This window comes from Streptomyces sp. NPDC055243, from assembly GCF_044544025.1.
GTDB lineage: Bacteria > Actinomycetota > Actinomycetes > Streptomycetales > Streptomycetaceae > Streptomyces.
This window is the reverse complement of the sequence record NZ_JBITWR010000013.1, coordinates 182,725-196,295: the sequence shown is the minus strand read 5'-3', so window position 1 is coordinate 196,295 and position 13,571 is coordinate 182,725. Positions and strand designations below refer to the sequence as shown.

The 13,571-nt window shown below is 70.2% G+C and carries 8 protein-coding genes and 1 riboswitch; of the genes, 4 read left to right on the top strand and 4 right to left on the bottom strand.

The genetic code is table 11. From position 1 onward, the window contains the following. Positions 1 to 27: 27 nt before the first annotated feature. Positions 28 to 143: riboswitch (SAM riboswitch) on the bottom strand. 258 nt (positions 144 to 401) lie between these two features. Together ACIGXX_RS32420 and ACIGXX_RS32415 are read left to right on the top strand one after the other, a co-directional pair. Further along, the gene (locus ACIGXX_RS32420) at positions 402 to 539 is read left to right on the top strand and encodes a hypothetical protein (protein ID WP_351164401.1); all 138 of its coding nucleotides are present in this window, start codon (positions 402 to 404) and stop codon (positions 537 to 539) included. A 75-nt stretch (positions 540 to 614) separates the two neighbouring features. Further along, on the top strand, positions 615 to 1,346 hold the full coding sequence (locus ACIGXX_RS32415) for a glutathione S-transferase family protein (protein ID WP_351164400.1): 732 nt from the start codon (positions 615 to 617) through the stop codon (positions 1,344 to 1,346). Here ACIGXX_RS32415 and ACIGXX_RS32410 read toward each other — a convergent pair. The 3 genes from ACIGXX_RS32410 to ACIGXX_RS32400 all read right to left on the bottom strand — a co-directional run bounded on the left by ACIGXX_RS32410 (position 1,334) and on the right by ACIGXX_RS32400 (position 8,621). Next, positions 1,334 to 4,165: a beta-L-arabinofuranosidase domain-containing protein gene (locus tag ACIGXX_RS32410; RefSeq protein WP_399980951.1), complete on the bottom strand. Its 2,832-nt coding sequence runs from the start codon at positions 4,163 to 4,165 to the stop codon at positions 1,334 to 1,336. The genes ACIGXX_RS32415 and ACIGXX_RS32410 overlap by 13 nt on opposite strands. A gap of 177 nt (positions 4,166 to 4,342) precedes the next feature. Next, the gene (locus ACIGXX_RS32405) at positions 4,343 to 6,295 is read right to left on the bottom strand and encodes a M13-type metalloendopeptidase (RefSeq protein ID WP_351164398.1); all 1,953 of its coding nucleotides are present in this window, start codon (positions 6,293 to 6,295) and stop codon (positions 4,343 to 4,345) included. A 61-nt stretch (positions 6,296 to 6,356) separates the two neighbouring features. Further along, a complete protein-coding gene (locus ACIGXX_RS32400; RefSeq protein ID WP_351164397.1) occupies positions 6,357 to 8,621 on the bottom strand; it encodes an excinuclease ABC subunit UvrA in 2,265 nt (754 codons plus the stop codon). 217 nt (positions 8,622 to 8,838) lie between these two features. Between ACIGXX_RS32400 and ACIGXX_RS32395 the strand changes: the two genes are divergently transcribed. Then, positions 8,839 to 9,984, top strand: coding sequence for a S1 family peptidase (locus tag ACIGXX_RS32395; RefSeq protein ID WP_399980946.1), 1,146 nt, complete (start codon positions 8,839 to 8,841; stop codon positions 9,982 to 9,984). Positions 9,985 to 10,164: 180 nt separating this feature from the next. After that, positions 10,165 to 11,148, top strand: a complete 984-nt coding sequence (locus tag ACIGXX_RS32390) for a DUF3048 domain-containing protein (protein ID WP_399980943.1) — start codon at positions 10,165 to 10,167, stop codon at positions 11,146 to 11,148. 87 nt (positions 11,149 to 11,235) lie between these two features. Here ACIGXX_RS32390 and ACIGXX_RS32385 read toward each other — a convergent pair whose 3' ends face one another. Continuing rightward, positions 11,236 to 13,464 (bottom strand): MMPL family transporter, encoded by a 2,229-nt coding sequence (locus tag ACIGXX_RS32385; protein ID WP_351164394.1) that lies wholly within the window; start codon positions 13,462 to 13,464, stop codon positions 11,236 to 11,238. Positions 13,465 to 13,571: the final 107 nt, after the last annotated feature.

Below are 13,571 nucleotides of genomic sequence, written 5' to 3'. Positions count from 1 at the left end.
GGCTCGGCGGGCCCCGGGGCCTCGCCGGTCTCGCGCTTGCGGAGCCCTGGATACGGGCACCGCCTGGTCCTCACCTGGAGCACCCCGCCGCGAGGGAGGGTTGCCGGTCAGCAAGCCAGGGCTTGACGCTGACGCTCATAACCTGCTCGGGACGTTACGTGAGGCCGTTGCGGTGCGCAATGCCCGTGGATCATGGGCGTGCTCACATCGCCGGACGCGCCTCGCCCTCCGTCCCCGTCAGGGACAACCGCCGGGCCACTCCTTCTGTTCCGCTCCGGCGCCAGGAGTTCCGCCCGGAGTTGCCTGGGCCTTCTTGACGGCGCCGGGCCCCCGCGCCCAGACTTCCGGGGACGGTCACGTTTTCCCGGACACAACGGGCCTCGACGGCAAGGCTGGTGGACATGACCAGGGCGGTTGGTGAGAGCGGCAGCACCCAGCGGCCCCTCCTGTCCGCGCCCCGGCCCCGCCCCCGCGTCCTGACCAGGCGTCTGCACATCGACCTGCTGCGCGTGTGCAGCGCGTCGATTCCAGCGCTCTGACGTCACGCGGAAGAGACGCCCCCGGCGCCGTGCGCACGGCCCGGTCGGCGCGCCCCCTCAGCTGTCTGGAGAGCCATGCCCGAGATCACTGCGTCGCACCGTTCCCGCACGCCTTCCCCGGAGGATTCCCGCTCCCCGAGCGGCGTCTGTCCCCCACCGATCCGCAGCCGCATCGGCGCCGCCCTGGCGGGCGGCTTCTATTCGGCCCCCCACCGCTACCACCTGTACCTCTCGGCGGAATGTCCCCGCTCCCTGCGCGTCTCGATCACGCTCGACCTCCTCGGACTCAGGGACGCGGTCACGACCACGCTCCTGACACCGGACACCGCCCCGGCGGCGCTCGACGAGCTGCACCGCTGCTACGAGGCCACCGAGCACCACTTCGACGGCCCGCTGACCGTCCCCGCACTGTGCGACCGATGGAGCGGGCACGTCGTCAGCAACCACACGCCCGACATCCTGGGCGACCTCACCGACCGCCTCGCCGCGCACGGCAACGGCCCGCTGCTCGCCCTGCGCCCACCGGCCCTGGTGACAAGGATCGACGCCTGGCACGAGCTTCTCGCCGCCCCGCTCACCCCCGCGACGCTGGACCGCCTCGACCACCGCCTGGCCTCCCACTCCTACCTCGTGGGCGACGAACTCACCTCGGCGGACGTCGACTTGTGGACAACGCTCGTCCACCGCGCCCCGGAAGCGACGGAGGCCACCTCCCCGTACCCCCACGTGCGTACCTACGTACGCCGCCTCCACGAGCACCCGGCCTTCTATGCCAACCACCCTCGCCCCTGTGGTCACCGCGCGTAGGACGTCTCCCGTGCCGTGCGCACCACCTTCCTGCCCTCCGCCGCGCTCAGCCGGCCTGCGCCCACCCAGGAATGCACGGTGGTCTCGGCGTGCTTGACCAGCGCGCTCTTGTTCCTGAAGGGAGCTGCCGACCAGATCGCGTCGAGGAGCGTCGTGCCGCCCGGGCCCGTCGGGTTGGTGACGCCGGAGTCGGTCGTGCCGAAGACCACCGTCCGTTCGGACCGCTGGAAGTAGGCGTGTGCCGGGTCCTCCGTGCCTTCGGAGAAGGGGGCGAGACGGATGCCGTCGAGCGTGTAGTGCAGTGGCCGGCCGGTGACCGGCGTGAGGGTGGGCAGCAGGTCGCCGGAGAGTGCGGCGTTGCGGTAGAGGCCGAACCGGAGGTAGGTCCTGGCGCTGTCGCGGGCCACGAGATGGACCGGTCCGTAGAACAGGGCCTGGATCTCCGGCTTGTCGAGGGTCTTCTCCACCCGCAGCCGGAAGGGGATCGAGACCCGGACGGTGTCCCCGTCGCGCCAGGTGCGGGAGACCGACAAGTAGCTCCCCGGAGCCGGATCGGCCTTCACCCTGCTGCCGTTCACGGTCACGGCGAAGCCGTCGCTCGCCCACGCCGGTACGCGCAGCCGCAGGTCGAAGGCGGCCGCGGAGCCCCGGACCGTGAGCGTCGTGCCCTGTTCCCTCGGGTAGTCGGTGGCCTGCGTGACCGTGACACCCTTCTCCCTCCAGGTCAGTGTGGAAGGGCTGTAGAGGTTGACGTACAGGGCCGATCCGTCGGCTTTCTGGAAGTAGACCGAGTCCTGGTACTTGGTGGCGCTCTCCATGCCGGTGCCCTCGCAGCAGGTCGTTCCCGCCTTGGGCGTGTAGTCGCGTACATGGCCCGGAAGCAGGCCGATGAAGTACGTGACGAGCGGCTTCTCCGCGTCGGCCTCGTCCTGCTTCGAGCCCAGGACCTGGTTGTACAGGGCCCGTTCGTAGTAGTCCATGTACGCGGGGTCCTGCTCGTGCAGGAACAGCGCCCGGCTGAGCTTGAGCAGGTTGTACGCGCAGCAGGTCTCGGCGGTGGTGTCGCTCAGTGTGCCCGCGATGACGCCGGGCGCCTTCCAGAACTCTCCGGTGCTGGTGCCCCCGATGCCGTACATGCGGGTGGGGACGACCATGCCCCAGAAGTTCTTCGCGGCGGTGAAGTAGCGCCGCTCGCCCGTCTCGTCGTACAGCCGCAGGAGTCCGGTGAAGATGGGGATGTGCTGGTTGGCGTGCAGCCCGTCGAGGATGTCGTCGCCCGCGGCGCACGCGTCGATGAGCTTGTCGAGGTCGAAGAGGCGGGCCAGAGCGAGGTGTTCGGCCTTGCCGGTGATGGCGTACAGGTCGCAGATCGCCTCGACGATGCCGCCGAACTCGCCGCTGGAGAAGATGCCCCACATGCGCTGCCGGGTGCTCGCGGGCAGTTTGGACAGGCGGGAGTGCATCCAGTCGCACAGGCCCGACGCCAGGTCGAGCGCCCGGGGGTCGTCCGTGTGGAGGTACGCGTCGAGGACGCCCCGCAGAATCTTGTGCGCGGTGTAGTACGGCGCCCACACGACGGTGTAGTCGCCGCTGGTCATCGACTCCAGGGCGATGAACTGCGTCTCGGGGTACGCCGCGAGGAACCCCGGGTGGCTCGGTCCGCCCCAGGTGCGCCGCAAGGTGGCGCGCCGCCCGCGGCCGGAGCCGTCGGCGAAGGAGGCACCACTGGTCTCGTCGAAGGCGTACGAGGCCAAGTCCCCCGCTCCGGCCGGTGACCCGGCGGCAGGCACCTCCTGAAGTCCGGCGATCTCGCCGGCGGTCAGCGCCCGCGACCAGAGGTTGACCTCGTCGAACACTCCGGCGAAGACGGGGTCGGCCGCGAAGTGGGAGCGGCCGAGCCAGTTGTTCTTCAGGGAGCCGAGGGCGGCCGGATGGAGGGTCATCGCGGTGTTCGCCGCGACCGCGGTGCCGTTGACGTAGAGCGTGCCGGTGGCGCCCCGGATCGTCACGGCCACGTGACTCCACTCGTCCAGGGCCAGCGGTGCGGTGCCGTTGATGCCCTGCTCGCCGCCCGGTCCGTTGGACGTGATGGCGAAGCGCGGGACTCCTTCCGAGGTGCGGGCGGCGAGGTAGAGGTAGCGGCTCGCGTCGTTGCCGCAGTCCAGGATGCGGGTCCAGGCGGCGTCGTGGGTCGGCTTCACCCAGGCCGAGAGGGTCACGTCCGTGGCGCCGCCGAGGACGCCGGAGGGGAGGTCGACGTACTGGCAGGAGCCGCGGACGTTCTCCGCGGCGGTGCCGAACCTGCCGGGGACGCTGAGGACGTTCGGGTCGTGGCGGAGGGCTTCCCGCACCTGTGTCAGCGCCTCAACCATGGAGCGGATCTTGTCGGCGTACGCCTTCTCGCCCGTGCTGCCGTAGGCCTGGGCGAGCATGGTGAGGAAGTGGCCGGTGTAGTGGCCCCGGAGGTTCCCGTTCGCCTCGCCGTCAAGGCCCTCCCACCCGCCGGGGGCCACCGCGCCCCGGGTGGAGAGGCCCGCGTTGGCGCGGAACACCTGGAGCAGCCGGTCCACGTCGTAGCCCCGGCCGTGGTCGAGCATCAGGGCCCGCTTGGCGGCGAAGACGCCCTTGCGCAGCGCCACGTCCTTCAGCGCGAACGGCTGCGCCGTCCAGCTCGAAGGGGTGGCGGCCCGCGCACCCGCCCGCACCACGGATCGCGGAGCCGCTCCCGCCCTGCCTGCCGCGAGGGACGGGATCACCGGCGCCGCCGCCGCGAGAGCTGCGGCACGGAGGACGGCTCGTCTGGCGGGTGCAGGGCCCATGGTGCCTCATTCCGACTCATTGATGTTCGATATACCGGACACAGTTCGGACTACCGACCAAGAAAGTAGGAGTGCGGCGAAGGGCACGTCAATGCTTCTGTCAGGATCCGACGATCAGCGGCCGACAGAGCAGGAATGACCGGCGGCCGCGGCAACAGGGCCGCGACCGCCGGGAGTTCACCAGATCCGGACGCGCTCCGCCCGGTCGAGCCAGAGACCGTCGCCCTCCGCCGTCCCGAACGCCTCGTGGAACTCGTCGAGGTTCCGGACGATGTTGGCCCGGAACTCGGGCGGCGAGTGCGGGTCGATCGTGAGGTACTGCTGCTCCTGCTCCTTGCGGCGCTTGGTGCGCCAGCAGTAGGCCCAGTTCATGAACAGCCGCTGGGAGCCGGTCGTGCCCTCGCTCGTGGGCATCGGCTCGCCGTTCAGCGCGATCTTGTACGCCGTGTGCCCGATGGTCAGGCCGCCCAGGTCGCCGATGTTCTCGCCCACCGTGAGCGAGCCGTTGACGAACTCACCGGGCAGATTGCGCGGCGAGAAGGCGTCGTACTGCTTGACCAGCGCCTTCGACTTCGCCTCGAACGCGGTCTTGTCGGCCGCGGTCCACCAGTCGTTGAGGTTGCCCGCGCCGTCGTACTGCGCGCCCTGGTCGTCGAAGCCGTGGCCGATCTCGTGGCCGATGACCGAGCCGATGCCGCCGTAGTTCTCGGCGGGGTCGGCGTCGGGCGAGAAGAACGGCTTCTGCAGGATGCCCGCGGGGAAGCAGATCTCGTTGGTGCCCGGGTTGTAGTACGCGTTGACCGTCTGCGGCAGCATGAACCACTCGTCGCGGTCGACCGGCGCGCCGATCTTGGCGAGCTGCCGATCGGACTCGAAGGCGGCCGCCGCGTGCGCGTTGCCGAGCAGGTCGTCGGTGGAGACCTCCAGGGCCGAGTAGTCGCGGAAGGTGTCCGGGTAGCCGATCTTGGGGCGGAACGTGGCGAGCTTCTCGTACGCGCGCTCCTTCGTCTCGTCCGTCATCCAGTCGAGGCGGGCGATCGACTGGCGGTAGGCCTCCAGGAGGTTGGCGACGAGGTCGTCCATCATCGCCTTGGAGCTCGGCGGGAAGTGCCGCGCCACGTACTCCTTGCCGACGGCCTCGCCGATGGAGCCCTCGACGAAGGCGACCGCCCGCTTCCACCGGGCGCGCAGCTCCGGGGTGCCGTTGAGGGTGCGGCCGTAGAACTCGAAGTTGTTCCGGACGAACGCGTCGGTGAGGTAGGGCGCGCAGGAGCGGAGGACCCGGACCATCGCCCAGTCGCGCCACTGCTCGATCGGCACCTCGTCGAGGACCGCGGAGAGGTGACGGAGGTAGGACGGCTGGCGGACGCACGTCTCGGCGATGGTGGCCTCGGAGCCGCCGAGCCCTTCGGCGAAGGCGCGCCAGTCGAAGTGCGGCGCCAGGGTGATCAGTTCGTGCAGGGTCGTGAGGTTGTAGGTCTTCTGCACGTCACGCGTCTCGGCCCGCTCCCAGTGTCCCGCGGCGAGGCGGGTCTCCAGGGCGAGGACGCTCTGTGCGGCCTCGGCGGGCGAGGCGTGCTGCCCGAGCGTGAGCAGTTCGGTGAGGTGGGCGACGTACTTCTCGCGGATCTCGGCGAACTTCTCGTCGCGGTAGTACGACTCGTCCGGCAGGCCGATTCCGCCCTGGAGGATGTTGAAGAGGTAGCGGTCGGAGTCGCGGTCGTCCGAGTCGATGTAGCTGCCGAAGAGACCGGAGCCGCCGATCCGCTCGAAGCGGCCGAGGAACGCCGCGAGCTCCCGGGTGTCCCGCAGCCCCGCGACGGCGTCGATCAGGGGCTGCGCGGGGGCGAGCCCGCGGGCGGCGATCGCCTCCTCGTCCATGAACGACGCGTACAGGGTGGCGATCTTGCGCGCGTCATCCGAGCCGGCGCCGTCCGACGCCAGCTCCTGGATGATCACCTTCACTTGTTCCTCGGCCGTGTCGACCAGCTGTACGAAGGGGCCCCAGCTGGAGCGATCCTCGGGGATTCGCTCGGTCTCCAGCCAGTGACCGTTGACGTGGCCGAACAGGTCGTCCTGCGGCCGGATCTCAGGGTTCATGCCCGCGCGGGCGTCATCCAGCATGCTCATTCACGCACCCTACGCGGACACCCCGTCCGAACACGATCGGCTTGTGGCCGCCGAGCTGCCCTCAGCCCGCGACGTACTCCCGCAGATGCTGCGCCGTCACGGTCCGCCCGTCGGTCACCAGGGACGCGGGCGTACCGGTGAACACCACCTGGCCGCCGTCGTGACCGCCGCCGGGGCCGATGTCGATGATCCAGTCGGCGTGCGCCATCACCGCCTGGTGGTGCTCGATGACGACCACCGAGTTGCCGTCGTCGACGAGCCGGTCCAGCAGCGCGAGCAGCTTGTCCACGTCGGCCAGGTGCAGTCCGGTGGTCGGCTCGTCCAGGACGTACGTCGATGACTTCTCGGCCATGTGGATGGCGAGCTTGAGCCGCTGGCGCTCGCCGCCGGAGAGGGTGTTGAGCGGCTGGCCGAGCCGCAGATAGCCGAGCCCGACATCGCTGAGGCGGCCGAGGATGGTGTGCGCCTGGCCCGAGGGGAAGAAGTCGTGCGCCTCGGCGATCGACATCCCCAGGACCTCGCTGATGTTCTTGCCGCGCAGCCGGTAGGTGAGGACCTCGGCCGTGAAGCGCTCCCCCGCGCACTCCTCGCAGACGGACGCCACGCCGGGCATCATCGCCAGGTCGGTGTAGATCAGCCCGATGCCGTTGCACTTGGGGCAGGCGCCCTCCGAGTTCGCGCTGAACAGTGCCGCCTTGACGCCGTTGGCCTTGGCGAAGGCGGTGCGGATCGGGCCGAGCAGTCCGGTGTAGGTCGCCGGGTTCGAGCGGCGCGAGCCGCGGATCGGCGACTGGTCGGCCACCACGACGCCGTCGCGCCCGGAGAGATAGCCGTGGATCAGCGAGCTCTTGCCGGAGCCCGCGACGCCGGTGACCACGGCGAGCACCCCGAGCGGTATGTCGACCTCGACGTCCTTGAGGTTGTGCAGATCGGCGCCCTTGATGGACAGCTGCCCCTTGGGCACGCGCACCTGCTCGCGCAGCCTGGCCCGGTGCTCCAGGTGCCGGCCGGTCAGCGTGCCGGAGGCGCGGAGCCCGGCCACGTCTCCGGTGAAGCAGATCTCGCCGCCCGCCGTACCGGCCCCGGGGCCGAGGTCCACCACGTGGTCGGCGATCGCGATGACCTCGGGCTTGTGCTCCACCACGAGCACCGTGTTGCCCTTGTCGCGCAGCCGCAGGAGCAGGTCGTTCATGCGGCGGATGTCGTGCGGGTGCAGGCCGATGGTCGGCTCGTCGAAGACGTACGTCACGTCGGTGATGCTGGAGCCGAGGTGGCGGACCATCTTCACGCGCTGGGCCTCGCCGCCGGAGAGCGAACCCGATGTGCGGTCCAGGCTCAGATAGCCGAGCCCGATCTCGACCAGCGATTCGAGCAGCTCGCGCAGGCCGGCGACCAGCGGGGCGACGGCGGGGTCGTCGAGCCCGCGGACGAACGCGGCCAGATCGCTGATCTGCATCGACGAGCAGTCGGCGATGTTCAGGCCGTCGATCCTCGACGACAGCGCGGCCTCGGTAAGGCGCGTGCCGTCGCAGACCGTGCAGCGGGCGAACACGACGGCGCGGTCCACGAAGGCCTTGATGTGGGACTGGAGGGAATCGCGGTCCTTGGCCAGCCAGGTCCGCTGCATCTTGGCCACCAGGCCTTCGTACGTGAAGCCGTTCGAGCCCACCTTCACCTTGACCGGCGCCTTGTGCAGGAGGTCGGCCCACTCCTGCTCGGTGAAGTCCTTGAGCTTCTTGTCGGGGTCGTGGAAGCCGGAGTTGACCATGATCTGCCAGCTCCAGGAGTCCACCGCGTAGTACGGGACGGTGATCGCGCCCTCGTTCAGCGAGAGCTCGCGGTCCACCAGCTGGTCCACGTCGACGGTGGAGGCCTCGCCGGTGCCCTCGCACTCGGGGCACATGCCTTCGGGCAGATTGAAGCTGAAGGCGCCCGACGTCCCGATGTTCGGGACGCCGAGGCGGCTGAAGATGATCCTGAGCATGGTGTACGCGTCGGTGGCGGTGCCCACCGTGGAGCGCGAGTTGGCGCCCATCCGCTCCTGGTCGACGACGATCGCCGCGCTGAGATTGCGCAGGCCGTCCACGTCGGGGCGGCCCAGGCTCGGCATGAACGACTGGATGAACGCGGTGTACGTCTCGTTGATCAGCCGCTGCGACTCGGCGGCGATGGTGCCGAAGACGAGCGAGGACTTTCCGGAGCCGGAGACGCCGGTGAAGACGGTGAGCCGCCGCTTGGGAATGTCGAGCGAGACGTCGCGCAAGTTGTTCTCGCGGGCGCCTCGCACCTGAATCACGTTGTGGCTGTCGGCGGGGGTGACCGTCACTGATGCTCCTTGGCCTGAACCGGGCGGAAGGAAAAGCGTACACCGTACCCAGTCTTCGTCTCACCCCGATTTCCGACACCAATTGCCGCCCGGGAGCGACCAGTTGGTATGGACATGACTACCGGGCCGCTTCTATGCTCCGCCTGAACTCATCGTGAGAGCGCTCTCATCACCCTGTTCCTCCCCACCTCGATGGAACGACAGAAAGGGCACTGCCATGAGACGCAGAACCGGGGTCCGCATCGCCTGCTCCTCCTTGCTCCTGATCGGCACCTGGGCGAGCGCATCGCTCACCTCCCCCGCGAGCGCAGCCCCCGATCCCGCCGCTCCCCCCGCATCCGCGAGCCTGCTCACCGCCCTCCAGGACGACCTCGGGCTCACCGCGAGCCAGGCGCGCGAGCGCCTCGCCGCCGAGAAGACCGCGACCCGCGTCGACCGCGCCGCTCGGCGGGCGGCCGGGTCGACGTACGCCGGATCGTGGTACGACGCGGACACCGAGAAGCTGACCGTCGCCACCACCAGCGCGCGCAAGGCCGACGCCCTGCGCGAGACCGGCGCCACCGTCCGCGTGGTCCGCCACAGCGCGAAGGAACTGGACGCCGCCAAGGAACGCGTCGACGCCCTGCCCGCGCCCAAGGGCGTCAGCAGTTGGCACGTGGCGCCGCGCACCAACAACGTCGTGGTGAACGTCGTCGCCGCTCAGAAGGACGACAACGATGTCCGCCGGTTCGTCGAACGGGCCCGGAAGGCGGGCCCCGTCCAGGTCGAGACGGTCGGCGAGGCGCCGAGCACCTTCGCCGCGGGGACCGTGGGCGGCGACCCGTACTACACCGGCAACGTCCGCTGTTCCATCGGCTTCTCGGTGCACGGAGGGTTCGTCACCGCGGGCCACTGCGGGCAGACGGGAGCCGCGGTGCGCGGCTGGGACAACTCGAACATCGGCAACTTCCAGGGCTCCTCGTTCCCCGGCAACGACTACGCGTACGTCAGCGTGGGCAACGGCTGGTGGACCGTCCCGGTGGTCCTCGGCTGGGGCACCGTCTCCGACCAGCTCGTGCGCGGCTCGGCCGAGGCTCCCATCGGGGCCTCGATCTGCCGCTCCGGTTCCACCACCCACTGGCACTGCGGCAAGGTGCTCGCCAAGAACGAGACCGTGAACTACAGCCAGGGCGCCGTCCACCAGATGACCAAGACCAGCGTCTGCGCCGAACCCGGCGACTCAGGCGGCTCGTTCATCAGCGGCGACCAGGCCCAGGGCGTCACGTCGGGCGGCTGGGGCAACTGCTCCGGCGGCGGCGAGACCTGGCACCAGCCGGTCAACGAGATCCTCGGGCGGTACGGCCTGACCCTGCACACCGCCTGACGGCGGCGGTGCGCGCCGGGCCCGCGGGAGGGTCCGGCGCGTACGCCGCTGCGGTGAGACCTGGCGGCTGGATGGCCCTAACCGGGTTCATCGCGCCCGCCCCGGAGGAAGGACTGCGGCTGCCACTGCAGGAACGAATGGTCCCGGAACCGCGCGTTCGGGGACGAACGGAGAACCGCGATGACAGCAAGGTCCGCCGGGGCCCGACGCCGCACCCGCATCGGCACGAGACTCCTTGCCACGGTCGCCGTGGGCGCGCTCGTCATGGGCGCCGCGCACGAGAGCGCGACCGCGGACCCCGGCGCCCCGCCCCGCGACCGGTCCCCCTTCACCGGAGTGACGGCGGATCAGGGCCCGGTGCTCGCGGTGAAGTTCGACAACGCGCGCATGGCACGGCCGCACACCGGTCTCGCGCAGGCGGACATCGTGTACGTGGAGAAGGTCGAGGGCGGCATGAGCCGCCTGATGGGGGTGTACTCCAGCCGCCTTCCCCAGTCCGTCGGCCCGGTGCGCAGCGCCCGGGAGTCCGACATCGAGCTGCTGCGGCAGTTCGGCCGCCCGGCCCTCGCCTACTCGGGGGTGCGCAGCTCGCTCAACAAGGTGCTCGGGAACTCACCGCTGTACGCCCGCTCGCACGGCCGCCTGCCTGGCGCCTACTTCCGCAGCGCCGGACGCCCCGCCCCGCACGACCTCTTCGTCCGCCCCAGGGCCGTGCTGCGCTCGGCACCGAAGGCCGACCACGCCACCGACATCGGCTTCCGCTTCGGCCCGGCCCCGGCGGGCGGTTCGCCCGCCACGCTGCGGACCGTGCGCTACGCGTCGGCCAGCCACACCTTCCGCTGGTCGTCCCAGGAGCGCCGCTGGCTCGCCTCGTTCGACGGGGTCCCGGCCCGCAGCACCTCGGGGGCGCGGCTCGGCGCGAAGACGGTCGTGATCCAGTACGTGGACATGCCCCCGTCGCGCTTCAAGGACGTCAACGGCGCGGCGACGCCGTACATCAAGACGGTCGGCAGCGGCCGGGCGACCGTCCTGCGGGGCGGCAAGGCGTACAAGACCCGCTGGCAGCGGTCGAGTCCCGAGGGCGACACGACGTTCACGCGCCCCGACGGAGAGCGCATGCCCTTCGCGTCCGGCCAGGTGTGGATGGTCTACGCGGACCGCTGAGCCGCGGCCCTCGAACAGGCGTCAGCCCGGTGACCGTGATCGGTCACCGGGCTGACGGAGGTACTCCACATACGGAGCGTCAGGTGCTCAGCCGCGTACGGACTCGAGCTCCCGGTCCTGGTCGTCCTCGCGCGCCGTGGGGAAGTCGCCGAGCTGCTTGTGCAGCTTCTCGCCCTCCACGTCGACGTTCGGCAGCGCGCGGTCCAGCCACTTCGGCAGCCACCACGCCTTCTTGCCGAGCAGGGCGAGGACGGCCGGGACGATCGCCATGCGCACGACGAAGGCGTCGAAGAGGACGGCGATGGCCAGGCCGAAGCCCATCATCTTGATCATGTCGTCGTTCTCCATGATGAAGCCGGAGAAGACGCTGATCATGATGACCGCCGCGGCGGCGACGACCCGTCCGCCGTGCGTGAAGCCGGTGACGACGGCCTCGGCGGGGCGCGCCCCGTGGACGTACGCCTCACGCATGCGCGTCACGAGGAAGACCTCGTAGTCCATCGCGAGGCCGAAGACCACACCGATCATGAAGATCGGCATCATGCTCATGATCGGGCCGGGCTGCTCCACGCCGACGATGTCGGCGAGCCATCCCCACTGGAAGACCGCGACGACGGCGCCGAGCGCGGCGGCCACCGACAGGAGGAAGCCGAGCGCCGCCTTGAGCGGTACGAGGACCGAGCGGAAGACCAGCATCAGGAGCAGGAAGGCCAGGCCGACGACGAGTCCCAGGTAGGGCAGGAGCGCGTCGTCCAGGGTCTGCGAGAAGTCGATGGTCATGGCGGTCGCGCCGGTGACCAGGACCTCGGAGCCCGTCTTGTCGCCGAGACCGTCGACCGTCGAGCGGATCTCCTTGACGACGCCCTCGGTCTTGTGGTCGCTCGGACCGGTCTTCGGTACGACGTTGAAGATCGCGGTGTCGTCGGACTTGTTGCCGCTGGCCGGAGTGACGGCGGCGACGCCGTCGATCTTGGCGATCTCCTTGCCGACGGTGTCGGCCGCGGCGGCCGCGCCCTTGTTCTTGTCGGTGTCGACGGTGACCATCAGCGGGCCGTTGAAGCCGGCGCCGAAGGACTCCGACAGCATGTCGTACGCCTTGCGCTGCGTGGTGTCCGGCGCCGACGTGCCCTCGTCGGGCAGGCCGAGCTCCAGGCTGGTGGCCGGTACGGCGACCGCACCGAGGCCCACCACGGCGAGCAGCAGGACCGGGACCGGGCGGCGCAGCACGAAGCGTGCCCAGCGCGTGCCCAGCTTCGGCTTGGCGTTCGGGTCCCGCAGCTCGCTGGCGGGCTTCTTGCGGTCCTTGCGGCGCAGCACCTTCTTGCCCGCGAAGCCGAGCAGCGCGGGGATCATGGTGAGCGCGATGAGGACGGCTATCGCGACCGTGCCGGCCGCGGCCAGGCCCATCTTGGTGAGGATCGGGATGTTGACGATCGCGAGGCCGGAGAGCGCGACGATGACGGTGAGTCCGGCGAACACCACGGCGGAACCGGCGGTGCCGGTGGCGCGGCCCGCTGCCTCCTCCGGTTCACGGCCGTCGGTGATCTCCGCCCGGTAGCGGGAGACGATGAAGAGGGCGTAGTCGATGCCGACCGCGAGGCCGATCATCATCGCGAGCGTCGAGGTCGTGCCGGAGAGGTCCAGGAGGCTGCCGAGGGCAGCGATGCCCGAGACGCCGATGCCCACGCCGATGATGGCGGTCAGGAGCGGCATGCCCGCGGCGACCATCGAGCCGAAGGTGATGATCAGGACGACCGCGGAGACCGCGATGCCGATGAGTTCGGCCGTGCCGCCCATCTCCTGCTCGGCCATGACGGCGTCGCCGCCGGTCTCGACGGTGAAGCCCGTCTTGCGGGCGTCGTCGGTGGTCTTGGTCAGCGCGTCGCGCGCCTTGTCGGTGAGTTCCTGGGCGTTGACCTTGTACGTGACGGACGCGTACGCGGTGGTGCCGTCCTTGCTGACGGCGTTGGCCTTGAAGGGGTCGGCGACCTCGGCGACCTGCGGGCCGGTGCCCAGGTTCTTGACCAGCTTCTCGACGTCGGCCTTGGGGCCGGACTCGGTCAGCTTCTCGCCCTCGGGGGCGCGGATGACGACGCGGGCGGTGGCGCCCTCGGCGCTGGCCGCGGGGAACTTCTCGTCGAGGAGGTCGAAGGCCTTCTGGGACTCCGTGCCCGGCATGGAGAAGGAGTCCTCGGGCGGTGCCGGCGCTGCCGAGGCGGAGAAGCCGACGCCGGCGAGCAGCACCACCCACATCAGTGCCACATAGCGGCGTCGCCTGAAGGCGAGGCGGCCCAGTTTGTAGAGGAACGTAGCCACGGCGAAGGGGCTCCCGTCGGTGTCGGCTGGCAGGGTGACTCCCCCCGCGGCACGATCAGCGCACGTCAGGGCGGTCAGCAGGTTTCCTCTTAATAGTCCAGGCCCGG

Bases quoted from the DNA above. Each gene is read 5' to 3' on its own strand.
- ACIGXX_RS32420 (WP_351164401.1), top strand. From the start codon at position 402: ATGACCAGGGCGGTTGGTGAGAGCGGCAGCACCCAGCGGCCCCTCCTG.
- ACIGXX_RS32415 (WP_351164400.1), top strand. From the start codon at position 615: ATGCCCGAGATCACTGCGTCGCACCGTTCCCGCACGCCTTCCCCGGAG.
- ACIGXX_RS32410 (WP_399980951.1), bottom strand. From the start codon at position 4,165: ATGGGCCCTGCACCCGCCAGACGAGCCGTCCTCCGTGCCGCAGCTCTC.
- ACIGXX_RS32405 (WP_351164398.1), bottom strand. From the start codon at position 6,295: ATGAGCATGCTGGATGACGCCCGCGCGGGCATGAACCCTGAGATCCGG.
- ACIGXX_RS32395 (WP_399980946.1), top strand. From the start codon at position 8,839: ATGAGACGCAGAACCGGGGTCCGCATCGCCTGCTCCTCCTTGCTCCTG.
- ACIGXX_RS32390 (WP_399980943.1), top strand. From the start codon at position 10,165: ATGACAGCAAGGTCCGCCGGGGCCCGACGCCGCACCCGCATCGGCACG.